The 23,103-nt window shown below is 71.9% G+C and carries 19 protein-coding genes; 4 read left to right on the plus strand and 15 right to left on the minus strand.

Going from position 1 to position 23,103, the window contains the following annotated elements; genetic code table 11:
- Positions 1 to 105: 105 nt before the first annotated feature.
- A complete protein-coding gene (locus CP978_RS26060; protein WP_043444806.1) occupies positions 106 to 1,629 on the plus strand; it encodes an amino acid permease in 1,524 nt (507 codons plus the stop codon).
- A gap of 66 nt (positions 1,630 to 1,695) precedes the next feature.
- Here CP978_RS26060 and CP978_RS26065 read toward each other — a convergent pair whose 3' ends face one another.
- From CP978_RS26065 to CP978_RS26090, 6 genes are all read right to left on the minus strand, one after another.
- Complete coding sequence (locus tag CP978_RS26065) at positions 1,696 to 2,109, minus strand: PIN domain-containing protein (RefSeq protein ID WP_043444808.1); 414 nt, start codon at positions 2,107 to 2,109, stop codon at positions 1,696 to 1,698.
- A 210-nt stretch (positions 2,110 to 2,319) separates the two neighbouring features.
- Positions 2,320 to 4,449 (minus strand): 3-hydroxyacyl-CoA dehydrogenase NAD-binding domain-containing protein, encoded by a 2,130-nt coding sequence (locus tag CP978_RS26070; RefSeq protein ID WP_043444809.1) that lies wholly within the window; start codon positions 4,447 to 4,449, stop codon positions 2,320 to 2,322.
- A complete protein-coding gene (locus CP978_RS26075) occupies positions 4,446 to 5,663 on the minus strand; it encodes a thiolase family protein (RefSeq protein ID WP_043444812.1) in 1,218 nt (405 codons plus the stop codon). Before CP978_RS26075 ends, CP978_RS26070 begins: the two co-directional genes overlap by 4 nt.
- A 349-nt stretch (positions 5,664 to 6,012) precedes the next feature.
- Positions 6,013 to 7,287: an HRDC domain-containing protein gene (locus CP978_RS26080; protein WP_079162322.1), complete on the minus strand. Its 1,275-nt coding sequence runs from the start codon at positions 7,285 to 7,287 to the stop codon at positions 6,013 to 6,015.
- Positions 7,288 to 7,505: 218 nt separating this feature from the next.
- Entirely contained in the window at positions 7,506 to 8,168 is a 663-nt protein-coding gene (locus CP978_RS26085) for a response regulator transcription factor (protein WP_043444816.1), read from the minus strand.
- A 422-nt stretch (positions 8,169 to 8,590) separates the two neighbouring features.
- On the minus strand, positions 8,591 to 9,259 hold the full coding sequence (locus CP978_RS26090; protein ID WP_063839082.1) for a DUF3000 domain-containing protein: 669 nt from the start codon (positions 9,257 to 9,259) through the stop codon (positions 8,591 to 8,593).
- A gap of 362 nt (positions 9,260 to 9,621) precedes the next feature.
- On the opposite strand from CP978_RS26090, the gene hemE reads away from it, so the two are divergent.
- Positions 9,622 to 10,689, plus strand: coding sequence for a uroporphyrinogen decarboxylase (gene hemE, locus CP978_RS26095; RefSeq protein ID WP_043444820.1), 1,068 nt, complete (start codon positions 9,622 to 9,624; stop codon positions 10,687 to 10,689).
- Between the two features lie 104 nt (positions 10,690 to 10,793).
- On the opposite strand, the gene CP978_RS26100 is transcribed toward hemE, so the two are convergent.
- The 4 genes from CP978_RS26100 to CP978_RS26115 all read right to left on the minus strand — a co-directional run bounded on the left by CP978_RS26100 (position 10,794) and on the right by CP978_RS26115 (position 14,736).
- Complete coding sequence (locus CP978_RS26100) at positions 10,794 to 11,183, minus strand: hypothetical protein (RefSeq protein WP_107070451.1); 390 nt, start codon at positions 11,181 to 11,183, stop codon at positions 10,794 to 10,796.
- A 148-nt stretch (positions 11,184 to 11,331) separates the two neighbouring features.
- Entirely contained in the window at positions 11,332 to 12,150 is an 819-nt protein-coding gene (locus CP978_RS26105; RefSeq protein ID WP_043444822.1) for a rhomboid family intramembrane serine protease, read from the minus strand.
- Positions 12,151 to 12,242: 92 nt separating this feature from the next.
- Positions 12,243 to 13,637, minus strand: coding sequence for an FAD-dependent oxidoreductase (locus tag CP978_RS26110; RefSeq protein WP_043444825.1), 1,395 nt, complete (start codon positions 13,635 to 13,637; stop codon positions 12,243 to 12,245).
- Between the two features lie 28 nt (positions 13,638 to 13,665).
- The gene (locus CP978_RS26115) at positions 13,666 to 14,736 is read right to left on the minus strand and encodes a DUF4349 domain-containing protein (RefSeq protein ID WP_052454288.1); all 1,071 of its coding nucleotides are present in this window, start codon (positions 14,734 to 14,736) and stop codon (positions 13,666 to 13,668) included.
- A 159-nt stretch (positions 14,737 to 14,895) separates the two neighbouring features.
- Here CP978_RS26115 and hemG point away from each other — a divergent pair, with 159 nt between their 5' ends.
- Entirely contained in the window at positions 14,896 to 16,401 is a 1,506-nt protein-coding gene (gene hemG, locus CP978_RS26120; protein ID WP_043444826.1) for a protoporphyrinogen oxidase, read from the plus strand.
- Positions 16,402 to 16,405: 4 nt separating this feature from the next.
- Positions 16,406 to 17,137 carry a hydrogen peroxide-dependent heme synthase gene (hemQ, locus tag CP978_RS26125; RefSeq protein ID WP_043444829.1) on the plus strand — a complete coding sequence of 244 codons (732 nt, stop codon included), beginning with the start codon at positions 16,406 to 16,408 and terminating at the stop codon, positions 17,135 to 17,137.
- A gap of 140 nt (positions 17,138 to 17,277) precedes the next feature.
- Here hemQ and CP978_RS26130 read toward each other — a convergent pair whose 3' ends face one another.
- The 5 genes from CP978_RS26130 to zapE form a co-directional block, all read right to left on the minus strand.
- Positions 17,278 to 18,705: an MbnB/TglH/ChrH family RiPP precursor modification enzyme gene (locus CP978_RS26130; protein ID WP_043444830.1), complete on the minus strand. Its 1,428-nt coding sequence runs from the start codon at positions 18,703 to 18,705 to the stop codon at positions 17,278 to 17,280.
- A 217-nt stretch (positions 18,706 to 18,922) separates the two neighbouring features.
- The gene (locus CP978_RS26135) at positions 18,923 to 19,669 is read right to left on the minus strand and encodes a peptidyl-tRNA hydrolase (protein ID WP_052454289.1); all 747 of its coding nucleotides are present in this window, start codon (positions 19,667 to 19,669) and stop codon (positions 18,923 to 18,925) included.
- 92 nt (positions 19,670 to 19,761) lie between these two features.
- On the minus strand, positions 19,762 to 20,646 hold the full coding sequence (locus CP978_RS26140) for a polysaccharide deacetylase family protein (RefSeq protein WP_043444834.1): 885 nt from the start codon (positions 20,644 to 20,646) through the stop codon (positions 19,762 to 19,764).
- A 142-nt stretch (positions 20,647 to 20,788) separates the two neighbouring features.
- Positions 20,789 to 21,877 (minus strand): slipin family protein, encoded by a 1,089-nt coding sequence (locus CP978_RS26145; RefSeq protein WP_079162323.1) that lies wholly within the window; start codon positions 21,875 to 21,877, stop codon positions 20,789 to 20,791.
- 125 nt (positions 21,878 to 22,002) lie between these two features.
- On the minus strand, positions 22,003 to 23,103 hold the full coding sequence (gene zapE, locus CP978_RS26150; protein WP_043444836.1) for a cell division protein ZapE: 1,101 nt from the start codon (positions 23,101 to 23,103) through the stop codon (positions 22,003 to 22,005).

Below are 23,103 nucleotides of genomic sequence, written 5' to 3' on the forward strand. Positions count from 1 at the left end.
GAGGTGGCGAAACCGGCCCGTTCGCGTGAATCCTCCCCACTCCGGGCATAAGCACTGAATCGCCTCTCGATCATGTCGAGAGGGACGAGTGTGGGAGGTACGCCCGTGATCAGCACCCTCTTCCGGACGAAGAACGTCGAGCAGTCGATCCGGGACACCGAGGAGCCCGAGCAGGCGCTCAGTAAGACCCTCTCCGCTCTGGACCTGACCGTGTTCGGTGTCGGTGTCATCATCGGCACCGGCATCTTCGTGCTGACCGGCAAGGTCGCCAAGGAGAACGCCGGTCCCGCGGTCTCCCTGGCCTTCGTGGTCGCCGGTGTGGTCTGTGCGCTCGCCGCGCTCTGCTACGCGGAGTTCGCCTCCACGGTCCCGGTCGCCGGATCCGCGTACACCTTCTCCTACGCCACGCTCGGCGAGCTGCCCGCCTGGATCATCGGCTGGGACCTGGTCCTGGAGTTCGCGCTGGGCACGGCGGTGGTCGCGGTCGGCTGGTCCGGGTACATCCGCTCGCTGCTGGACAACGCGGGCTGGCATCTGCCGGCCTCGCTCGGCGGGCGGGACGGGGCGCACGGCTTCGGCTTCGACATCCTCGCCGCGGTGCTGGTGCTGGTGCTCACCGCGGTGCTGGTGGTCGGGGTGAAGCTCTCCGCGCGGGTGACCCAGCTGGTCGTCGCCGTCAAGGTGACCGTGGTGCTGATCGTGATCGTCGCGGGCGCCTTCTTCGTCACCGGCGCCAACTACCGGCCGTTCATCCCCCCGGCGCAGTCGGCGCAGGCGGCCGGCACCCTCAAGGCCCCGCTGATCCAGCTGATGTTCGGCTGGACGCCGTCCGACTTCGGTGTGATGGGCATCTTCACCGCCGCGTCCGTGGTGTTCTTCGCCTTCATCGGCTTCGACATCGTGGCCACCACGGCCGAGGAGACCAGGAACCCGCAGCGTGACATGCCGCGCGGCATCCTCGGCTCCCTCTTCATCTGCACCGCGCTGTATGTGGGGGTGGCCATCGTCGTCACCGGGATGCAGCACTACCGCGATCTCTCGGTGGACGCCCCGCTCGCCGACGCCTTCAAGGCCATCGGGCACCCCTGGTACGCGGGAGTGATCAGCTTCGGCGCCGCCGTCGGACTGACGAGCGTCTGTATGATCCTGCTGCTCGGCCAGACCCGGGTCTTCTTCGCGATGAGCCGTGACGGGCTGCTGCCCCGCTTCTTCTCCCGGGTCCATCCCCGGTTCAAGACCCCGCACCGCCCGACCGTCCTGCTCGGCGGCCTCATCGCCGTCGTCGCGGGTTTCACCAGCCTCAGCGAGCTGGCCGAACTAGTGAACATCGGCACGCTCTTCGCCTTCATCGTGGTCGCGATCGGCGTGGTCATCCTCCGCAGAACCCGGCCCGACCTGCCCCGCTCCTTCCGCACCCCGTTCGTCCCCGTGGTGCCGGCGCTGTCGGTGTGCGCCTCACTGTGGCTGATGCTGAATCTGCCGGCCGAGACCTGGCTGCGGTTCGCGATCTGGATGGCCATCGGATTCCTGGTGTACTTCCTCTACGGCCGCGCACACAGCCGCCTGGCTCCCCAGGAGAAGCCCGCTCCCACCGGGCCCCCTCCGCCCCCGGAGCGCAACGACGCATAGCCCCCGCACAAGTGCACCCGAGTTCGAGTCCGAAGCCCGGTCGGGGCCCGGTCCGGGTGCCCGTTCTCAGCTGCGCACCGTGCGGGGTCCCGCCACCTCGGCGCCCAAGCGGGTCACCCGGTGCCGGAGTTCGCGGTCGGCGGTGATGACGAGGCGGGGGCGGTGGGCGGCGTCGGCGACGAGTTCCACGATGCGGTCGTCCCCGCTGCCGGGCGCCGGGTCGACGCGTACCCCGGGCACGGACGGAACGCCCCGGGCCGCGCCCTCGACGACCAGAACGACGTCCAGCGGCCCCGGACGGCCGGGCAGGCCGCTCTCGGCGTACGCCACCAGACGGTCCCGCAGGCGCTCGGCGGCCCCGCGCCGGTCGCGCCACCAGCCGTCCGGCACGGAGCCGACCACGTTCGCCCCGTCCACGACGAGCAGGGGCGGGACCGGTGAGCCGCCCCCGGTCTCCGATGTGCCTTCGTTCTCGGACATGTGCCCAGCTTGGCACGGAGCCGCCGTCCCGGCCCGGTGACCCCGGGACGCCGGCACCGCGCGGTCGATGGTGGGCCCGACAGCAGGCGGGGCGGCCCGGCGTGGGACGGCAGAGGCACACCGAGGCGCGCCCCGTTCACGGGCGACGCGAAAAGGGGTGGGCCGCACGGAGAAGTCCCGTGCGGCCCACCCCTTTTCACAGTGGGTCCGTCACTCCGGGACGCTCGCCACGCCCGGCTCCAGGAACCTCTTGCCGTTCACCCGCTCGGAGACGCCCTCGCGATCCAGATACGGGGTGACGCCGCCCAGGTGGAAGGGCCAGCCCGCGCCCGTGATCAGACAGAGGTCGATGTCCTGGGCCTCGGCCACGACACCCTCCTCCAGCATCAGCCCGATCTCCTGCGCCACCGCGTCCAGCACCCGGGCCCGGACCTGCTCCTCCGTCAGGACCGTGTCGCCCTGCTTCAGCAGCGCGAGCACCTCCGGGTCCAGCTCCGGCGTGCCGCTGTCATGGACGTAGAAGCCGCGCTTGCCCGCCTCGACGACCGCCTTGAGGTTGGGGGAGACCGTGAAGCGGTCCGGGAAGGCGCCGTGCAGCGTCTCGGAGACATGCAGACCGATGGCCGGGCCGACCAGCTCCAGCAGCACCAGCGGGGACATCGGCAGGCCCAGGGGCTCCACCGCCTGCTCCGCCACCTCGACGGGGGTGCCCTCGTCGATGACGTTCTGGATCTCGCCCATGAAGCGGGTCAGGATGCGGTTGACGACGAACGCCGGGGCGTCCTTCACCAGGACCGCCGTCTTCTTCAGCTTCTTGGCGACGGCGAACGCCGTGGCCAGGGAGGCCTCGTCGGTCTTCGCACCGCGGACGATCTCCAGCAGCGGCAGTACCGCGACCGGGTTGAAGAAGTGGAAGCCGACGACCCGCTCGGGGTGCTTCAGCTGCGACGCCATCTCGGACACCGAGAGCGAGGAGGTGTTGGTGGCGAGGATCGCATGCGCCGGGGCGACCGCCTCGACCTCCGCGAACACCCGCTGCTTGACGCCGATCTCCTCGAAGACCGCCTCGATGACGAAGTCGGCGTCCGAGAAGCCCTCAGCCTTGTCCAGGACACCGGTCACCAGCGCCTTGAGCCGGTTGGCCTTGTCCTGGTTGATCCGGCCCCTGCCGAGCAGCTTGTCGATCTCGGAGTGGACATAGCCCACCCCCTTGTCCACCCGCTCCTGGTCGATGTCGGTGAGGACGACCGGGACCTCCAGACGGCGCAGGAAGAGCAGCGCCAGCTGCGAGGCCATCAGACCGGCGCCGACGACCCCGACCTTGGTGACCGGGCGGGCCAGATTCCTGTCCGGGGCGCCCGCCGGGCGTTTGCCACGCTTCTGGACCAGGTTGAAGGCGTAGATGCCGGAGCGCAGTTCACCGCCCATGATCAGGTCCGCGAGGGCCTGGTCCTCGGCGTCGTACCCCTGCTGGAGGTCGCCGTTCTTGGCCGCGGCGATGATGTCCAGGGCCCGGTAGGCGGCCGGGGCCGCGCCGTGCACCTTGCTGTCGGCGATGAAGCGGCCGCGGGCGACGGCCTGGTCCCAGGCGTCGCCGCGGTCCAGCACCGGGCGCTCGACCTCGATCTCGCCGGTGAGCACCCGCGCCGTCCAGACCAGCGACTGCTCCAGGAAGTCGGCGCCCTCGAACAGGGCGTCGGCGATGCCGAGTTCATGGACCTGCCGGCCCTTGAGCTGCCTGTTCTGGTTGAGAGAGTTCTCGATGATGACCGAGACGGCCCGGTCGGCACCGATCAGGTTGGGCAGCAGGGTGCAGCCGCCCCAGCCCGGGACCAGGCCCAGGAACACCTCGGGCAGCGAGAACGCCGGGAGCGCCCGGGAGACCGTGCGGTAGGTGCAGTGCAGGCCGATCTCGACCCCGCCGCCCATCGCCGCGCCGTTGTAGTACGTGAAGGTGGGCACGGCAAGCCCGGCGAGGCGCTTGAAGACCTCGTGGCCGCCCCTGCCGATGGCGAGCGCCTGCTCATGGGTCTTCAGCAGCTCGACGCCCTTGAGGTCGGCGCCGACGGCGAAGATGAACGGCTTGCCGGTGACACCGACGCCGACGATCTCACCGGCCGCGGCCTCCCGCTCGACCTGGTCGATCGCAAGGTCCAGGTTGGCGAGGGACTGTGGCCCGAAGGTGGTCGGCTTGGTGTGGTCGAGGCCGTTGTCCAGGGTGATCAGGGCGAACCGCCCGGCATCGAACGGCAGGTCGAAGTGGCGTACCTGCGCCTGGGTGACGACCTCGTCCGGGAACAGCTCGGCCGCGCCCTTCAACAGTTCAGCGGTGGTGCTCACTTGTCCCCCTCGAAGTGCGGGTTCTCCCAGATGACCGTCGCGCCCATGCCGAAGCCGACGCACATGGTGGTCAGTCCGTAGCGGACCTCGGGCCGCTCCTCGAACTGGCGGGCCAACTGCGTCATCAGCCGGACGCCGGAGGCGGCGAGCGGGTGGCCGTAGGCGATGGCGCCGCCGTACCGGTTGACGCGCTCGTCGTCGTCCGCGATGCCGTAGTGGTCGAGGAAGGCCAGGACCTGGACCGCGAAGGCCTCGTTGATCTCGAACAGGCCGATGTCGGAGATGGCAAGGCCCGCCTTGGCGAGGGCCTTCTCGGTGGCCGGGATCGGGCCGTACCCCATGACCTCCGGCTCGACGCCCGCGAAGGCGTACGACACCAGGCGCATCTTGACCGGCAGGCCGTTCTCGCGGGCGAACTCCTCGCTCGCGATGATCGAGGCGGTGGCGCCGTCGTTGAGCCCCGCGGCGTTGCCCGCGGTGACCCGGCCGTGGACGCGGAACGGCGTCTTGAGGCCCGCCAGGTTCTCCAGGGTGGTGCCCGGACGCATCGGCTCGTCCGCCGTGACCAGGCCCCAGCCGGTCTCGCCGCCGGCCGGGTCGGTGCGGCGCACCGAGATCGGCACCAGGTCCTGCTGGATCGTGCCGTCGGCGTACGCCTTGGCGGCCTTCTCCTGCGAGCGCACGGCGTATTCGTCGGCGCGCACCTTGGTGAGGTGCGGGAAGCGGTCGTGCAGGTTCTCCGCGGTCATGCCCATGAAGAGGGCGGACTCGTCGACCAGCTTCTCGCTCACGAAGCGGGGGTTCGGGTCCACGCCCTCGCCCATGGGGTGGCGGCCCATGTGCTCGACACCGCCCGCGATCACGACGTCGTAGGCGCCGAAGGCGATGGAGCCCGCCGTGGTCGTCACGGCCGTCAGCGCGCCGGCGCACATCCGGTCGATGGAGTAGCCGGGGACGGACTGGGGGAGACCGGCGAGGATGCCCGCGGTACGCCCGAGGGTCAGGCCCTGGTCGCCGATCTGCGTGGTCGCGGCGACGGCGACCTCGTCGACCTTCTTCGGGTCGAGGCCCGGGTTGCGGCGCAGCAGCTCCCGGATCGCCTTCACGACCAGGTCGTCCGCGCGGGTCTCGTGGTAGATGCCCTTCGGGCCCGCCTTGCCGAACGGGGTACGGACGCCGTCGACGAAGACGACGTCCCTGACGGTACGAGGCACGATGGCTCTCCTCCAGGGTGCGGAACGGCACTGCTGCGACGCGCTGAGCACGCGCTCAGTCCCATGCTACTCGTGGGTAACCAAGCTGCCCAGTCCTGCTGGTCCAAGCGGTGAAGGTCACATCCCCGGCGCGGACACGGGGGTAGGGCGGGCCGAGGTGAGTCGTACGGGGGCGTGGATGAGGAGCCCGGGAAGATGTGACCGGAACAGAATGCTCCGGGAGCCGCGCCGGGTGCGCCGGGGACGCCCACGAATGGGCGCAGCCCTTCGGGCGGGTCCGGCCTTTCGCCGGGCCCGCCCGGGTGGGAGAGCGGGGTCGAGGGCGTACCGCGGAAGAGCGGGTGGTCCCTCAGGCCTTGGTGGTGAGTGCGAGGGTCAGGACGGGGGTCACCTGTTCGATCTGCCAGGGCCGGGCCCCGTACCCGGCGAGCGCGGCGGCCACCGACTCCGGGTCGATCGGCTGCGGCGGTTCCCAGCACACCCGCCGCACGGTGTCGGGGGAGATCAGGTTCTCCTGCGGCATGTTCAGCTCCTCGGCGAGCTCCGACACCGCGGCCCGCGCCGCGGACAGCCGGGCCGCGGCCGACGGGTCCTTGTCGGCCCAGGCCCGCGGGGGCGGAGGCCCGGTCACCGGCTGCCCCGGCTGCGGCAGCGCGGACTCGGACAGCGCCCTGGCGCGGTCGATCGCCGCCTGCCACTGCTCCAGCTGGCGCCGCCCCGTGCGGCTGCCGAAGCCGTTCAGCGAGGCGAGGGCGTGCACATTCGGCGGGATGGCCAGCGCGGCCTCGATGATCGCCGCGTCCCCGAGTACCTTGCCCGGCGAGACGTCCCGGCGCTGCGCGATCCGGTCCCGGGTCTGCCACAGCTCCCGGACGACCGCCATCTGCCGACGGCGGCGCACCTTGTGCATACCGGACGTACGGCGCCAGGGGTCCTTGCGCGGCTCCGCCGGCGGGGCGGAGGCGATCGCGTCGAACTCCTGGAGCGCCCACTCCAGCTTGCCCTGCCGGTCCAGCTCCTTCTCCAGGGCGTCGCGCAGATCGACCAGGAGCTCCACGTCGAGGGCGGCATAGCGCAGCCAGGGCTCGGGCAGCGGGCGCGTCGACCAGTCGACGGCGGAGTGTCCCTTCTCCAGGACGAAGCCGAGGACGTTCTCCACCATGGCGCCGAGCCCGACCCGCGGGAATCCGGCGAGCCGTCCTGCCAGCTCGGTGTCGAACAGACGGGTGGGCACCATGCCTATTTCCCGCAGACACGGCAGGTCCTGGGTGGCGGCGTGGAGCACCCACTCGACACCGGAGAGCTCCTGGCCCAGGCCGGCGAGACCCGGGCAGGCGATGGGGTCGATCAGCGCGGAGCCCGCGCCCTCGCGGCGCAGCTGGACCAGATAGGCGCGCTGGCCGTACCGGTAGCCGGAGGCGCGCTCGGCGTCGACGGCGACGGGTCCCGAGCCGGCCGCGAAGGCGGCGACCACCTCGGCGAGCGAGTCCTCGTCGGTGATCACCGGCGGGATGCCGTCGCGCGGTTCGAGCAAAGGGATCGGCGCCTCTTCGACGTCGTCCGGAGGGGCGCCTCCGGTGGTTCGCAGTGGACTGTCTGCTGCGGTCTCTTGGGCGTCGGTCACGTGTCAAGGGTATCCGTGTATGGACTGCGCCCGTCGACGGAACGTTCCGTCGACGGGCGGTGAAGGGTCGTAAACCAGTCATGTGTCACACGTGTGGGTGAGGAACTTCTGCGAGTCCGCCCCCACGTGGACGCGGGTCGTGCCGGCGGTGGTCTTTTCGGGCCCGGTCGGGGGCGGCTCGGTGCGGACGCGCGGCGGCAGGACGGTCGGCGGCGGGGTCAGTGGATGATGCCGGTGCGCAGGGCGACCGCGACCATGCCGGCGCGGTCCCCGGTGCCCAGCTTGCGGGCGATGCGGGCGAGGTGACTCTTGACGGTCAGTGCGGACAGGCCCATGGAGACACCGATGGCCTTGTTCGACTGGCCCTCGGCCACCAGACGCAGCACCTCCACCTCGCGGCCGGACAGCTCGCGATAGCCGCCCGGGTGGCTCGGAGCACCCGGGGGGCGGCGGTGCAGGCGTGCGGCGGCGGCGCCGATGGGGGCGGCACCGGGGCGGGTGGGGAGCCCGATGTTGGTGCGCGTGCCGGTGACGACATAGCCCTTCACCCCGCCCGCCAGGGCGTTGCGGACGGCGCCGATGTCGTCGGCGGCGGACAGGGCGAGGCCGTTGGGCCAGCCTGCGGCGCGGGTCTCCGAGAGGAGGGTGAGGCCCGAGCCGTCGGGGAGGTGGACATCGGCGACACAGATGTCGCGGGGGTTGCCGATACGGGGGCGGGCCTCCGCGATGGACGACGCCTCGATGACGTCGCGCACTCCGAGTGCCCACAGATGACGGGTGACGGTGGAACGGACGCGTGGATCGGCCACGACGACCATGGCGGTCGGCTTGTTCGGACGGTAGGCGACCAGGCTTGCGGGCTGCTCGAGGAGAACGGACACCAGGCCTCCTGAAGGGGGTGCGGGGACGGGGCCGGCTCTGGGGATGAAGAGGACGAACCGTGCTTTCAAGGTCACAGTGGTCTTCGGCATCACACTCGTGCTCCTTTAGAGAATGATCACGATTTGGTGAGTAACAATCCGTGCAATTCGGACGCGCGAGCGATCAACCGAAGATCGAATCGGTTCGCTCCGGTGTCGATACAAGGCCGAAAGTGGCCGTATCGACAAAGAGATGGCAAGAAGGGTCAGCAAGAGGCTGACGAGGGGGCGCGGTGGCGAGGAGGGCGGCGACGAGGAGGACGGTGGCGAGGAGGCAGGGGGCGCGGGCGGCGGCAAGGTGAGGGGCGGCCGTGTGCCGACGAGGGGCGTGCCCGGCGAGGGGCACGCCCCTCGTCAGCACACGGCCGGGGGGTCCGCCGGTTTCACCGGGACTGCGGCCCGCGCCGCTGCGGCAGCGTCACCACCGAGTTGTCCCCCGGGGCCGCCGGGGGCAGGCCCGCCACCTGACACAGCAGATCGCACCAGGAGGCCAGGTGGGCGGCCGTGTCCGGGACGCCGCCCAGGCCCTCGCGGGGGGACCAGGAGGCGCGGATCTCGATCTGGGAGGCGGCGGGGCGCGCGGCGAGCCCCCCGAAGTAGTGCGAACTCGCGCGCGTCACGGTGCCGCTGGGCACCCCGTAGGCCAGCCCCCGGGCCTGGAGCGCGCCGGTCAGCCAGGACCAGCACACCTCGGGCAGCAGCGGATCCGAGGCCATCTCGGCTTCGAGCTCGGCGCGCACCAGGGTCACCAGGCGGAAGCAGCCCTGCCAGGCGTCGTGTCCGGCGGGGTCGTACAGCAGCACGAGACGTCCGTCGGCCAGGTCCTCGCCCTCCTCGACGACCGCGGCCTCCAGCGCGTACACATGCGGGGCGAGCCGCTGCGGGGGACGGGTCGGCTCGATCTCGATCTCCGGCCGCAGCCGTGCGGCCTTCAGCGCGTCGAGTGCGGCGCGGAAGGGCAGCGGAGTGTTGTCCGTCGTATGAGCGTCCCCCTCCTCCGCGTCGTCCATGTCGCCAGCGCCGTCCGTCAGTCGTCCCTGAGCCGCAGCCATGCGGGGAAGAGTAAGGGGAAGAAAGCGCGTTCGCAGGGAGAGACACCCTGGCCCCCGGCGGTTTGGCCGGGAACGGCGGGGCTCCGCCCGGGCCGGTGCCGGGGGACGGGGCGGTGGTCGGCGCCTTCGCCCGGGACGGCCCCGCGGCACGGAGCGCGCGAGGGCTGTCGGCGGCCGCACCGCACCGTCACCGCGGGGGCGCATGACGACCCGGCCCGCGCCCCCGCCGACCCGGGCCGCCGACCCCACGGGGAGCCGTCCGGGAGCCGGTCCCGCTGCTCCCGAGGGGTGCCGCCCCCGCCGCCGCGAGGGTGTCGTCGCCCCCCGGCCGCCCCGTCCGCGCGGCGTGCGAGACTCTTGGCGTGAGTGCCATTGACCGCCCCGTGCAGGGCCAGCCGACAGCGACGTACGACTCCGCCTTCCTCCGGGCGTGCAGGCGCGAGCCCGTGCCGCACACCCCGGTGTGGTTCATGCGGCAGGCCGGGCGCTCGCTGCCCGAGTACCGCAAGGTGCGCGAGGGCATCCCGATGCTCGAGTCCTGCATGCGGCCCGAGCTGATCACCGAGATCACGCTCCAGCCGGTCCGCCGGCACGGAGTGGATGCGGCGATCTACTTCAGCGACATCGTCGTCCCGCTCAAGGCCATCGGCATCGACCTCGACATCAAGCCCGGCATCGGACCGGTCGTCGAGCAGCCCATCCGCTCCCGTGCCGACCTGGCGAGGCTGCGGGATCTGACCCCCGAGGACGTTCCGTACGTCACGGAGGCCGTCCGGCTGCTCACCGCCGAGCTGGGTGGCACCCCGCTGATCGGTTTCGCGGGCGCCCCCTTCACCCTCGCCAGCTATCTGATCGAGGGCGGCCCCTCCCGCACCTATGAGCACACCAAGGCGATCATGTACGGCGACCCGCAGCTGTGGGCCGACCTGCTGGACCGGCTTGCCGAGATCACCTCCGCCTTCCTCAAGGTCCAGATCGAGGCGGGTGCCTCGGCGGTCCAGCTCTTCGACTCCTGGGCCGGCGCCCTCGCCCCCGCCGAATACCGCCGCTCGGTACTGCCCGCCTCGGCCAAGGTCTTCCGGGCGGTCGAGGGATACGGCGTGCCGCGCATCCACTTCGGAGTCGGCACCGGTGAACTGCTCGGTCTGATGGGCGAGGCCGGCGCGGATGTCGTGGGCGTCGACTGGCGGGTCCCGCTCGACGAGGCGGCCCGCCGCGTCGGACCCGGCAAGGCACTCCAGGGCAACCTCGACCCCGCGGTCCTCTTCGCCCCCCGCGAGGCCGTGGAGGCCTGCACCCTCGAGGTGCTCGACGCCGCCGCGGGCCTCGAGGGCCATATCTTCAACCTCGGCCACGGTGTGATGCCGGCCACCGACCCGGACGCGCTCACCCGTCTCGTGGACCACGTCCACCGGCAGACGGCCCGCTGAACCGTCCGCCGGACCGATCCGATACCGGAAACCCCCGGCCTCCGAGCAGACACCGAGGGCGGCGCGCACCCGAGTGGCGGGTGCGCGCCGCCCTTCTCCGTCCGCTATCCGAGGCGTGACCAGAGATAGACCATGGCCGCCAGGCACCCCGTGAGCGACAGCGGGATCCAGTACCGGGTGAAGGTGTTGAGCGGCACCTTGACCCAGGGCTTCTGCTCCTGCTCCAGGATGTCGGCCGCGACCCTCTTTCTGACCGGCACCAGCATCACGACCAGCGTCAGCAGGACGCAGCTGTACAGATAGAGGGTCAAGGAGACGGAATAGCCCTTGGCCGCGGCGCTCGGCACCAGAAACAGGCAACCGGCCAGCGGGACCAAGGACATGCTGCGCTTCGCCTTCGGCGTCGGCATGCACCAGCGCGTCGCGACCAGGTAGATGACGGTGGAGACGGCGGCGACGAGGACCCATTCGTTCGTGGTCACATGGAAAGACATGCTCGCGGATCCCCCTGGCGCGTGGTGCGACGTCGTCCACTTCGGCGCGAGCAACCCTAGTCACCTGATCGTCCGGCGTGAACGGCAACTTCCGGCACCAGAGCCCGGCTGAACCCTGCCGCCTTCCGGCAACCTCCGGTGTGCGGCCCTACCAGGCGCCTCGGGTCTGCCGGCCGAAGAGGATGCCGGGTGGCTGGGGTGGTGGCGGGGTGCCCCGTTTGAGGGGCCAGGCCAGCAGCATGCCCACGATGAAGCCGACCACATGGGCCGCGTACGCCACGGATCCGGCCTGGGAGACGGCGCCCCCGTAGGAGTAGACCGCCTGGAGCGCGAACCAGAAGCCGAGCACGATCCACGCGGCCAGCCGCAGCGGCAGGAAGATCAGGAACGGGACCAGGACCCAGACCCTGGCCGTCGGATACAGGACCAGATAGGCGCCGAGCACCCCCGCGATGGCCCCGGAGGCGCCGATCAGCGGCTCGCCGGAGGAGCTGTTGAGGAGGGCGAAGCCGTACACCGACACATATCCGCACACGAGATAGAACAGCAGATACCGCAGGTGGCCCATGCGGTCCTCGATGTTGTTGCCGAAGATCAGCAGGAACAGCATGTTGCCCAGCAGGTGCAGCCAGCTGCCGTGCAGGAACATCGCCGTGAGGACCGATAGCGGTGGTGACTTCTGGTAGTCCGGTGGGGCCACCACACAGCCGGAGCCCTGGGGACCGACGCCGACCGCGCCCGTGGGGACGAGCCCGGGCAGCTGATCGTGGATCAGTTCCCGGGGCACCGCCGCGTACTGGTCCAGGAACGCATGCAGATGGCACAGCTGGGCCAGGTTGCTCTGGCCCGCCACCGAACCCGCCAGGCCCGGCATGAGCAGGAAGACGACGACATTGGCGGCGATCAGTGCGAACGTCACATAGGGCGTGTGGCGCAACGGGTTCACATCATGGACGGGGATGACCACAAGGAAGGTGTGCCCGGGACGGGCGGGACGAATCGGGTGAATTTTTCCCGCGCTCGGACGGATGCCGCGACGGCAGGGCCCCTTTTGTCCCCTCAGCCGGGGCCGTCACGCACCGCCGTGACCGCCTTCCGCGCCGCCACCAGGACCGGGTCCCACACCGGGGAGAACGGAGGGGCGTAGCCCAGGTCCAGGGAGGTCATCTCCTCGACCGTCATCCGTGCGGTCAGCGCGACCGCGGCGATGTCCACCCGTTTCGCCGCACCCTCCCGGCCCACGATCTGGACGCCGAGCAGCCGGCCGGTGCGGCGCTCGGCGAGCATCTTCACCGTCATGGGGGCGGCGCCCGGGTAGTAGCCCGCGCGGCTGGTGGACTCGATGGTGACCGTCACATACTGCAGCCCGGCCCGGCGTGCGTCCTTCTCCCGCAGTCCGGTGCGGGCGATCTCCAGATCGCAGACCTTGCTCACGGCCGTGCCGACCACACCGGGGAAGGTGGCGTAGCCGCCGCCCGCATTGGTGCCGATGACCTGCCCGTGCTTATTGGCATGGGTGCCCAGCGCGATATGCCGCTCGCGTCCGGACACCAGGTCGAGGACTTCGACGCAGTCGCCGCCGGCCCAGATGTTCCGATGCCCGCGCACCCGCATCGCGAGATCCGTGAGCAGCCCGCCGTGCTCACCCAGCGGCAGTCCGGCGGCCCGGGCCAGCGTGGTCTCCGGGCGGACGCCGATGCCGAGCACCACCACGTCCGCCGGGAACTCGGCCGCCTCCGTGCCCACCGCGCGGACCCCGCCGTCCTCCCCGGTGAGGATCTTGGTGACCTCGGCGTCGTTCACCATGGTGATGCTCAGGCCCTCCATGGCCCGGTGGACCAGCCGGCCCATGTCCGGGTCGAGCGTGGCCATGGGCTCGCTGCCGCGGTTGACGACGGTGACCTCGTATCCGCGTGCGATCAGCGCCTCGGCCATCTCCACCCCGATATAGCCCGCGCCGACGACCACCGCGCGGCGCGCCGGCACGCCGGTCAGCGTGTCCAGCAGCGCCTGGCCGTCGTCCAGGGTCTGCACACCGTGCACCCCGGGAGCGTCGACGCCCGGCAGGTCGGGGCGGATCGGCCGGGCCCCGGTCGCGATCACCAGCTTGTCGTACGACGTCCAGGACTCGGCCCCGGAATCGACGTCCCGTGCGCGGACCCGGCCGCCCGCCACATCGATCTCCGTGACCTCCGTCCGCATCCGCAGGTCGATGGCGCGCGCCCGGTGCTCCTCGGGCGTCCGCGCGATCAGCTCGTCCCGTGCGGCGACGGCGCCGCCGACCCAGTAGGGGATGCCGCACGCCGAGAACGAGGAGAAGTGACCGCGTTCGAACGCCACGATCTCCAGCTCGCCGGGGCCCTTCAGACGGCGTGCCTGCGACGCGGCGGACATGCCCGCCGCGTCGCCACCGATCACGACCAGACGCTCGGCCGAACCGTGGCTGATGCTCATACGAACACGCTACGGGGGCAGGGCGGTCTCAGTCCTGCCCGGTCCCGCCCTCGGGCTCCGCCCGGCCCTCCTGCCCGCCGTGGCCCCGCGGTCCGCTCCCGTCCTCCTGCTCCCCGGTGGGCCCGGTCGTCGTACGGGCCGCGGGGAACTTGTCCAGTGCCGTGGAGAAGGGGGCGTGCGCGGGGCGGTACGGCATCCGGGGGCGTATCACCTTGGTCCACAGCAGCACCAGCAGCGCCGCGCACACCGCGAAGGGGAGCACCGCGCCGACGGCCAGGGCGATCCACCGCAGCAGGGTGACGAAGACGTGCCAGCCTCCGGCCAGCGCGTCCAGGAAACCGGGCCGGTCGTCCTCGGCCGCCTTCACCGGCTTCTTCGCGGGCGCCTCGGACAGCGACAGGGTGATGGTGGCCAGGCTGGTGCGGTCCTTCAGAGACGACTGCCGGGCGAGCAGTGCCTCGAGATCGGCCTGGCGCGAGCTCAGTTCCCCCTCCAGGGCGACCACATCGCTGAGCCTGGTCGCCCGGTCCATCAGCTCGCGCACCCGCGCCACACTGGCGCGCTGCGAGGCGATGCGGCTCTGGACGTCGACGACCTGGTCGGTGACGTCCTCCGCCTTGGCGGTCCGCTCGACCAGCGTGCCCGTGCCCTGCAGTGCGGTGAGCACCTCCTCGTACTTCTCGGCGGGCACCCTCAGGACGAGCCGGGTGCGCTCATGGCCCCGGGCGTCGCGGCTGGTGTTCTCGTGGCCGATGAACCCGCCCGCGTTCTCGACGGCGGTCCGCGTCTCGTCGAGCGCCCGGGACACATCCTTGACCCGCACCGTCAGGGACGCGGTGCGGATGACGGCGTTCACGGCGGGAGCGGGCGTGCCGGCGCCGTTCTTCGCGGCGCCGCCGGTGGAGCTGTCGACGGCGCCCTGCTGCGGTGACGCGGCCTCGGCGGCCCGGGCCCGGCCGCCGCTCGACACGTCCCCCGCCTTGTCCCCGGCGCTCGCGCTGCAGCCTGCCAGGGCGAGCGCGGCGGTGAGCAGGGTCGCGGCCAGGACCCGGACCGGCCGTACGGAACGTGGTGTGTGCGGTGTGCGTGATGTGCGCATACGGGTGTACCCCCCAGGGTGTGGTGACCGATGCATCTTGGACGCGGGGCCGGGCCGGAACGTTGGCGCTATCCCGGTCCCGATGCGGTCACGGTCGGGACTCGGCAGGGACAACCGGCCCATGCGGGAGGGGCCGGACGGTCTGAGAGCCTGGAGAGCATGAACGCATGGGAGAACCGCACCGGCGCGGGGCACGTGGTGGTCGTCGGAGGCGGGATCGCGGGGCTCGCCGCCGCACACCGGCTGCTGGACCGGGGAGCGCGCGTGACGGTCCTGGAGGCCTCGGAACGGGTGGGCGGCAAGCTGCTGCCCGGTGAGATCGCCGGAGTGCGCGTCGACCTCGGTGCCGAGTCGATGCTGGCGCGCCGGCCCGAGGCGGCGGTGCTCGCCCGCGAGGTCGGTCTCACCGACGACCTCCGGGCCCCGGCCACGACCACCGCCTCGATCTGGACCCGCGGTGCGCTGCGGCCGATGCCCAAGGGACATGTCATGGGGGTGCCGGGCACCGCCTCCGCCCTGTCCGGTCTGCTCACCGACGAGGGGCTGGCCCGTATCGAGCGCGACGCGGAGCTGCCGCGCACCGAGGTCGGCGACGATGTGGCGGTGGGGGAGTACGTGGCGGCCCGCCTCGGCCGTGAGGTGGTGGACCGTCTGGTGGAACCGCTGCTCGGCGGGGTGTACGCGGGGGACGCGTACCGCATCTCGATGCGCTCGGCGGTCCCGCAGCTGTTCTCGGCGGCCCGTGCGCACGACTCGCTGACCGAGGCGGTCCGCGAGATCCAGGCGGCCTCGGCCGCGAACCCGCAGCAGGGCCCGGTGTTCCTGGGCGTCCGGGGCGGCGTCGGCCGGCTCCCGCTTGCCGTGGCGGAGTCGGTGCGGGCGCGGGGAGGGGAGATCCTCCTGAAGACCGCGGCGGAGGGGCTGGACCGTACGACTGAGGGCTGGCGGGTCCGCCTCGGCGACCGGGTCCTCGAGGCCGACGCGGTGGTCCTCGCGGCCCCCGCCCCGGAGGCCGCCCGGCTGCTGCGCACCGCCTCCCCGGGGGCCGCCGCCGAACTGGGCGCCGTGGAGTACGCCTCCATGGCCCTGATCACCCTCGCCTTCCACCGCGCCGACCTGACCCTGCCCGAGGGCAGCGGCTTCCTGGTGCCCCCGGTCGACGGACGCACGATCAAGGCGTCGACGTTCGCCTCCCACAAGTGGGGCTGGATCGCCGACGAGGACCCGGACGTGGTCGTCGTACGGACCTCGGTCGGCCGGTACGGCGAGAGCGAGATACTCCAGCGCGAGGACCGCGACCTGGTGGCCGTCTCCCGGCACGACCTGCGCGAGGCCACCGGCCTGGACGCGGTGCCGCTGGAGGCCCGGGTCACCCGCTGGAACGGCGGCCTGCCCCAGTACCCCGTCGGCCACCATGCGCGGGTGGACCGCGTCCGTGAGCACCTCGCCGCACTGCCGGGCCTCGCGGTGTGCGGCGCGGCCTACGACGGCGTCGGCATCCCGGCGTGCATCGCGAGCGCCTACGCCGCCGTGGACCGGCTCGGCGTGACCCCCGCGACGACCGCCGCGGCGCACGGCGCGTCCGCCGAGACCGCACGACCGGGGGACACGCACGACCACACCGCACACCCGGTGCAGAACCCTGATGACGGAGCGGGAGAATAACCCCATGAGTGACGACGCCCCCACCACCGAGGCCGGCAGGATCCCGAACAAGGGCAAGCTGGCCAAGGACCTCAACGAGGTCATCCGCTACACCCTGTGGTCCGTCTTCAAGCTGAAGGACGTGCTGCCCGAGGACCGCGCCGGGTACGCCGACGAGGTCCAGGAGCTGTTCGACCAGCTCGGCGCCAAGGATGTGACCGTCCGCGGCACCTATGACCTGTCGGGGCTGCGCGCCGACGCCGACCTCATGATCTGGTGGCACGCGGAGTCCAGCGACCAGCTGCAGGAGGCCTACAACCTCTTCCGCCGCACCAGGCTGGGCCGCGCCCTGGAGCCGGTCTGGTCGAACATGGCGCTGCACCGCCCCGCCGAGTTCAACCGCTCGCACATCCCGGCGTTCCTGGCCGACGAGACCCCGCGCAACTATGTCAGCGTCTACCCGTTCGTGCGCTCGTACGACTGGTATCTGCTGCCCGACGAGGACCGCCGCCGGATGCTCGCGGACCACGGCAAGATGGCCCGCGGCTACCCGGACGTGCGGGCCAACACGGTCGCCTCCTTCTCCCTCGGCGACTACGAGTGGGTCCTCGCCTTCGAGGCCGACGAGCTGCACCGCATCGTCGACCTGATGCGCCATCTGCGCGGTTCGGAGGCCCGGATGCACGTCCGCGAGGAGGTGCCGTTCTTCACGGGCCGCCGCAAGTCGGTCGCGGACCTGGTCGCCGACCTCGCCTGACGCTCCACCGGGACATGTCCCGCGCCCTGCCGGGGTGCGGGACATATCTATGTGCGCGGCCCTACCGAGCGGGCGCGTGCCCTGGTGCCGATCGGCGTCCACGACGATCACCGAGAGCTCGGAGACCGGGATGTGCCGGTTCAGCGCCGGGACAGGATCCGGCGTGCGGTCCTGGCCAGCCGGACCGCGGGGCGGCGGGAGGGCGGTGTCGGTCCCGAGCGCTCCCGCCACCAGGTGCGCAGCCGACGCCGCGCCCGGGTGTCCTCGGGCCGTCCGGCGCGCAGCAGATGCTCGGCGAAGTCGAGGGCGTCGCGCCGGTGGCCGCCGGTCATCGGGCGGTCCTGGGCGTAGGCGAGGAAGGCGGGCCGGTACTCCTCCCCGAGGATCCGGGGCAGTTCGGGCGCGACCTTCGCCACCACACCGGCCCGCTTGGCGGCCAGAGCGTCCGCCTGCACCCCGAGCCGCACCCGGTCGAAGCCCTCGGGCGGGGCAGCGTCGGCGACCAGGGAGGAGAGCAGCGCGGTCTGCGCCAGCGCGAGCCGCCGACGGGCGGGGTCGGTACCGCCGCGACCGGGATCACCGGGATCCTCGCACGCCGGATCCACGGGTACGGGGACTCCGGCCCGCCGGGGTGTCTCTCTCATGGCACTGGACCTCACGGGTGAGCCGCCCCGATCCGCCGTCGCGGGATCGGTCGGGCCGCCCGCTGCCGTCCGCCCGCCGGCCCTCTGCCCGCCCGCCGCCGTCCGCGCGCGCACCGTCTCCCGGATCGCCGTCAGTTCCCGCTCCAGCTCGGCCTGCTCGGGGAAGTCGTCGTCGCGTTCCAGCAGCACCCCGGGCGGGGTGATGCGGGACGCCAGGTCCGCCAGGATGTCCAGGACCGGCTCGGGGACCGGATGAGCATGGCTGTCGTGCCAGACGCCGTCCCGTTCGTGACCGCCCGCGACATGGACGTAGGCGATGGCCTCCACGGGCAGTTCGTCGAGCGCCCCGGCCGGGTCCTCGCCCCGGTTGACGTGGTTGGTGTGGAGGTTGGCGACATCGATCAGCAGCCGTACCCCGGTGCGGTCCACCAGCTCGTACAGGAACTGCCCCTCGGTCATCTCCTCGCCCGGCCAGGAGAACAGGGCCGCGATGTTCTCCACCGCGAGCGGTACCGGCAGGGACTCCTGGGCGATGCGGACGTTCTCGCACAGCACGTCCAGCGCGTCGCGGCTGCGCGGGACCGGCAGCAGATGACCAGCCTCCAGCGGGGGAGAGCCGGTCGGCGGCCCGCCCGCCCGTACGAACGCGATGTGCTCGGTGACCAGTGGCGAGCCCAGCGCCAGGGCACGCTCGGCGAGTCCGGCCAGCCGGGCCTCCTCGGGAGGGTGCGCGCCGCCCAGGCCGAGGGAGACACCGTGCGGGACGACGGTGACACCGCGGTCACGCAGCCGCAGCAGCGACTCGGGGAGATGCCCCGGGCACACGTTCTCCGCCACGGTCTCGACCCAGTCGACGCCCTGCATGCGCTCCACCGCGTCGGCGATCTCCGGCCGCCAGCCGATGCCCGTCCCCAGTCGCTCCATCGTCCCCCTCCTCCGGCGAGGATCTCCCCGGGCCCTGCGGTCGAACAGCCGTGCGGCCGGTGCGGTCACCGCCCACACCGGCCGCACGACTGTTCTTTCCCGTAGACGCGTCTCCCCAGACGGCGTTGAGGGAGTCATGACCCCGGCCCCGGGGGTCGAACCCCCACCGGGGGGCGTTCAGAGGAACATTTGAGGTTCCCCCGGGCCTCGCCCCTCGTCAGGCCCGGCGGAGCGCGGGATGGTCCGCGACCACCGTGCAGCTGCCCGGGGCGATCTCCGTGAAACCCGCGTCCCGCACCAACGGAAGCCCGGACATGGTGAGTTCGGGCCAGCGGGACGGGGACGCGGTGCGGACGGCGAGCGGGAAGCCCGCCTCCCGCCAGGCGGTGCGCGCCTCGTCCGGCAGGGCCCACCAGGCGAGTTGGGCGCCGTGCCCGGCCTGGGCCATGGCCTTGCCGGCCGACATCTCCAGCTCCGGGTTGAGCCACAGCACCGGCACCGCGGGGTCGGGCCGCGCAGGCTGCTCCGGTTCGTCGAGGTCCGTGCCGGAGACCTGGAGCTTGGCCAGCTCCTTCGGCCAGCCGTCCAGGGGGACGGGCGGGAAGACACGTACCTGCGCCGCGGCGCCCGTGACCGTGATGCCCGGCAGCGCCTCGGCCCGCCGCCACTCCGCGCCGCGCGCCCGCCGCACCACCTTGCGGATCCGGGCGTCCTGCCAGTCCCGCATCGCCGCCGCCCACTCGCCCTCGCCGAGCGAGCGTTCGTCGTCGAGGATCAGGAGCACGGCACGGGCCGCCGTCTCCAGTGCGTCGGTACGCGCCGGGGGAGCGGCCCGCTCGATACGTACGACGAGCGGAAGCACGTACTGCGGTGCCTCGTCGCGCACGGAGCGCTCGGAGCGGAACGGACTGTCCTCCCGGGCGTCTCCGCCGTCCGTACGCTCCTGGCTCCGGTCCTGGGTCAATGCCGCGGGGCTGTGGTCACTGCTCACGGCCCCCAGTCTGCCAGGCGCGGGACAGGAGGATTCCCGGGGCGGAGGACGGCCGCGCCCGGCTCCTACGACCGTCGGCGCGACACCTCGATCATCTCGGAGACCTTGACGAACCGGTAGCCCTGTTCCCGGAGCCGGGGCACCACGGTCCGGATCACCTGCTCGGTCACCGGTGCCGCGCTGCGGGTGCAGTGCAGGACGACCACGGAACCGGGCCGGACCCCGTCCAGCACCTGCTGCACCACGGCGTTCGCGTCCTTGGCGAACGCGTCCCCGCTGACGACGTCCCACTGGACCGCCGTCACACCCAGCGAACTGATCGCGCGCAGCGCCTTGTTGTCGTAGCAGCCGCCCGGGAAGCGGAAGTAGGGCATCGGACGGGGCACGCCCGCCGCGCGGAGCGAGGTGAAGGCGCGTTCCACATCGGAGCGCATCCGTTCCTCGGGCAGGACCGGCAGTCCGTAGCAGCTGCCGGTGAAGGAGTGGTGGCTGTAGGAGTGGTTGGCGACCTCGAAGAGCGGGTCACGGCCGATGGCCCGGGCCTGGCGGGGGTACTGCTCGGCCCAGCGGCCGGTCATGAACACGGTCGACGGCACCTTCAACTGCCGGAGCGCGTCGATCAGTCCGGGATTGTCGAAGTGTTCGCCCGCCTTCGCCCGGGGGCCCTGGTCCGCGGTCATGTCCGCGTCGAAGGTGAGGGCGACGACCTTCTCGTGCGTCGCGGCGTTCTTGAAGACGGGGGTCAGCCCCCGGGGCCCGGTCGCGAGCGTGGGCGGCCCCGATGTGGCCGGCCGGGACGGCGTCGGATGCGAGACCGAGGGCGAGGCCGGCAGCGATGCCGAGGGCCGCGCGGAGAGGTGCGAAGTGGTGGGGGTGGAGGGGGCTCCGCAGGCGGCGAGCGCGGTGCCGAGGACGCCGAGGGCCACGAGACGTCGTACAAGAGGGATCACCGTACGAACGTAGCGGTCTCCATGATCGGGAAACCCTACTGGGTGGGTGTGCCGGACCGGGAGGGCCGCGGAAGTCACCCGGCCGGACCGAGGGCGGCTCGGTCGTCAGGCCGGCCTCGGTCGTCCGGGCTGACCTCGGTCGTCAGGGCTGAGGGGAACGGGGCTGGTCCTCGTGGTCCTGGAGGAAGGCGGAGCGACACGCGGAGGGCGTGGCGGGTGACGCGTCCGGGGCCGCGTCCGAGTCCGGGTCTGCGTCGGAGGCCGGGTCCGCGGGTTCCGGCCCGGGTTCGCACGGAGTGGCGGTCTCGGGGGACGGCATGGGCTCGTCCGCACCGGAGGGCTCGGGAGACGACGGTCCGGGAACCACCTCGTCCGGCGGTCCCGGGGCCTCCTCGGGCTCCGGCACGCCCTCGGAGGGTGTCCTTCCTGGCAGTCGGGCAGCCTGCCCGTCGTGGCCCCGGTCCGCCTCCGCCGGTGCCGCCCGCTCCAGGAACCGCAGCAACTCCACCGGGAACGGCAGTACCAGTGTGGAGTTCTTCTCGGCCGCCACCGCCACCACGGTCTGCAGCAGCCGCAGCTGGAGCGCGGCGGGCTGCTCGGACATCACCCCGGCGGCCTCCGCCAGCTTCTTCGAGGCCTGGAGCTCCGCGTCCGCGTTGATGATGCGCGCCCGGCGCTCCCGGTCGGCCTCCGCCTGGCGGGCCATCGAACGCTTCATCGTGTCGGGCAGCGACACATCCTTGATCTCGACGCGGTCGATCTGGACACCCCAACCCACCGCCGGGCTGTCGATCATCAGTTCCAGCCCCTGGTTGAGCTTCTCCCGGTTGGAGAGCAGATCGTCCAGATCGCTCTTGCCGATGATCGAGCGCAGCGAGGTCTGCGCCATCTGGGAGACCGCGAACCGGTAGTCCTCGACCTTGATCAGCGCGTTCGCCGCGTCCATCACCTTGAAGTAGACGACGGCGTCCACGCGTACGGTCACATTGTCCCGGGTGATGCCCTCCTGGGCGGGGATGGGCAGTGTCACGATCTGCAGATTGACCTTGTACAGCCGGTCGACCACCGGAAGGATCATGGTGAATCCCGGGGGCCGGGGCGCCCCGATGAGCTGCCCGAAGCGGAAGACCACACCGCGTTCGTACTGCTTGATGATCCGTGCCGCCGCGGCCAGATACACGAGTCCCACGGCACCCGCCCCCACCAAGGCGCCCACCAGCTCCTGGATCATGACGACCCCCTCGACGAGAGGCCCGGATCATGAGAGGTCCGGAATTATCTGCACTTGCCACGATAATTCCGATGTGGCCCTCGGGGCGAGACCGGTACCGCCGTCCGGTGGGCCCCGGACGGGTGTCAGTCCCCGACGAGGCCCTGGGCGTCGCGGGCGAGGGCGGTGAGACGGGAGATCGCCCGGAAGTACTTCTTGCGGTAGCCGCCCTTCAGCATCTCCTCGCTGAACAGCTGATCGAACGGCAGTCCGGAGGCGAGCACCGGCACCTCACGGTCGTAGAGACGGTCCGCCAGCACCACCAGGCGCAGCGCCGTCGACTGGTCCGGCACCGGCCGCACATCGGTCAGGCACACCGCCCTGAGCCCGTCCGTCAGCGCGCCGTAGCGGCTGGGGTGGACGCGTGCGAGGTGGTCCAGCAGATGCGGGAAGTCGTCGAGCGAGGCGCCCTCGGTGGCGTACGCCGCCTTGGTCACCTGGTCGTCGCTGTAGGGCTCCGGGGCCTTCGGAAGTCCGCGGTGGCGGTAGTCCTCGCCGTCGATGCGCAGGGCGCGGAAGTGGGCGGACAGGCCCTGGATCTCGCGCAGGAAGTCGGCGGCCGCGAAACGTCCCTCGCCGAGCTTGCCCGGCAGGGTGTTGGAGGTGGCGGCGAGCGCCACGCCCGCGTCGACGAGCTTGCCGAGCAGCGTGGAGACGAGGACGGTGTCGCCGGGGTCGTCGAGTTCGAACTCGTCGATGCACAGGAGGCGGTGCCCGGAGAGCGTCCGGACCGTCTGCTGGAAGCCGAGCGCGCCCACCAGATTGGTCAGCTCCACAAAGGTGCCGAAGGCCTTGAGCGCGGGCTCGGCCGGGGTGGCGTGCCACAGCGAGGCCAGGAGGTGGGTCTTGCCGACGCCGTAACCACCGTCCAGATAGACGCCCCGGGGGCCGGCCGGGACCTTGGGCGTCCTGGCCTTGCCGAAGCCGAAGAACGAGCGCCTGGCGGACACGGCGTGCGCACCGCCGAGCCCCCCGGCGAAGCCGTCGAGGACGCCCACGGCCTCGCGCTGGCTGGGCTGGTCGGGGTCCGGGAGGTAGGTGGCGAACCGGACCGAGTCGAAGCGCGGCGGCGGCACCATCTCGGCGACCAGTCGGTCGGCGGGGACATGCGGCTCGCGCGAGCACAGGGACAGCGGGCCCGTTTCGGTTATCGGATCGATCCCGGAAGCGGCGGTGAAGGACGGCAC

The organism is Streptomyces nodosus (assembly GCF_008704995.1).
GTDB lineage: Bacteria > Actinomycetota > Actinomycetes > Streptomycetales > Streptomycetaceae > Streptomyces > Streptomyces nodosus.

Coding starts and splice junctions, on each gene's coding strand:
- CP978_RS26065 (WP_043444808.1), bottom strand. CDS start 2,109: ATGTCCGAGAACGAAGGCACATCGGAGACCGGGGGCGGCTCACCGGTC.
- CP978_RS26090 (WP_063839082.1), bottom strand. CDS start 9,259: ATGGCTGCGGCTCAGGGACGACTGACGGACGGCGCTGGCGACATGGAC.
- CP978_RS26100 (WP_107070451.1), bottom strand. CDS start 11,183: ATGTCTTTCCATGTGACCACGAACGAATGGGTCCTCGTCGCCGCCGTC.
- CP978_RS26110 (WP_043444825.1), bottom strand. CDS start 13,637: ATGAGCATCAGCCACGGTTCGGCCGAGCGTCTGGTCGTGATCGGTGGC.
- CP978_RS26115 (WP_052454288.1), bottom strand. CDS start 14,736: ATGCGCACATCACGCACACCGCACACACCACGTTCCGTACGGCCGGTC.
- hemG (WP_043444826.1), top strand. CDS start 14,896: ATGAACGCATGGGAGAACCGCACCGGCGCGGGGCACGTGGTGGTCGTC.
- hemQ (WP_043444829.1), top strand. CDS start 16,406: ATGAGTGACGACGCCCCCACCACCGAGGCCGGCAGGATCCCGAACAAG.
- CP978_RS26130 (WP_043444830.1), bottom strand. CDS start 18,705: ATGGAGCGACTGGGGACGGGCATCGGCTGGCGGCCGGAGATCGCCGAC.
- CP978_RS26145 (WP_079162323.1), bottom strand. CDS start 21,877: ATGATCCAGGAGCTGGTGGGCGCCTTGGTGGGGGCGGGTGCCGTGGGA.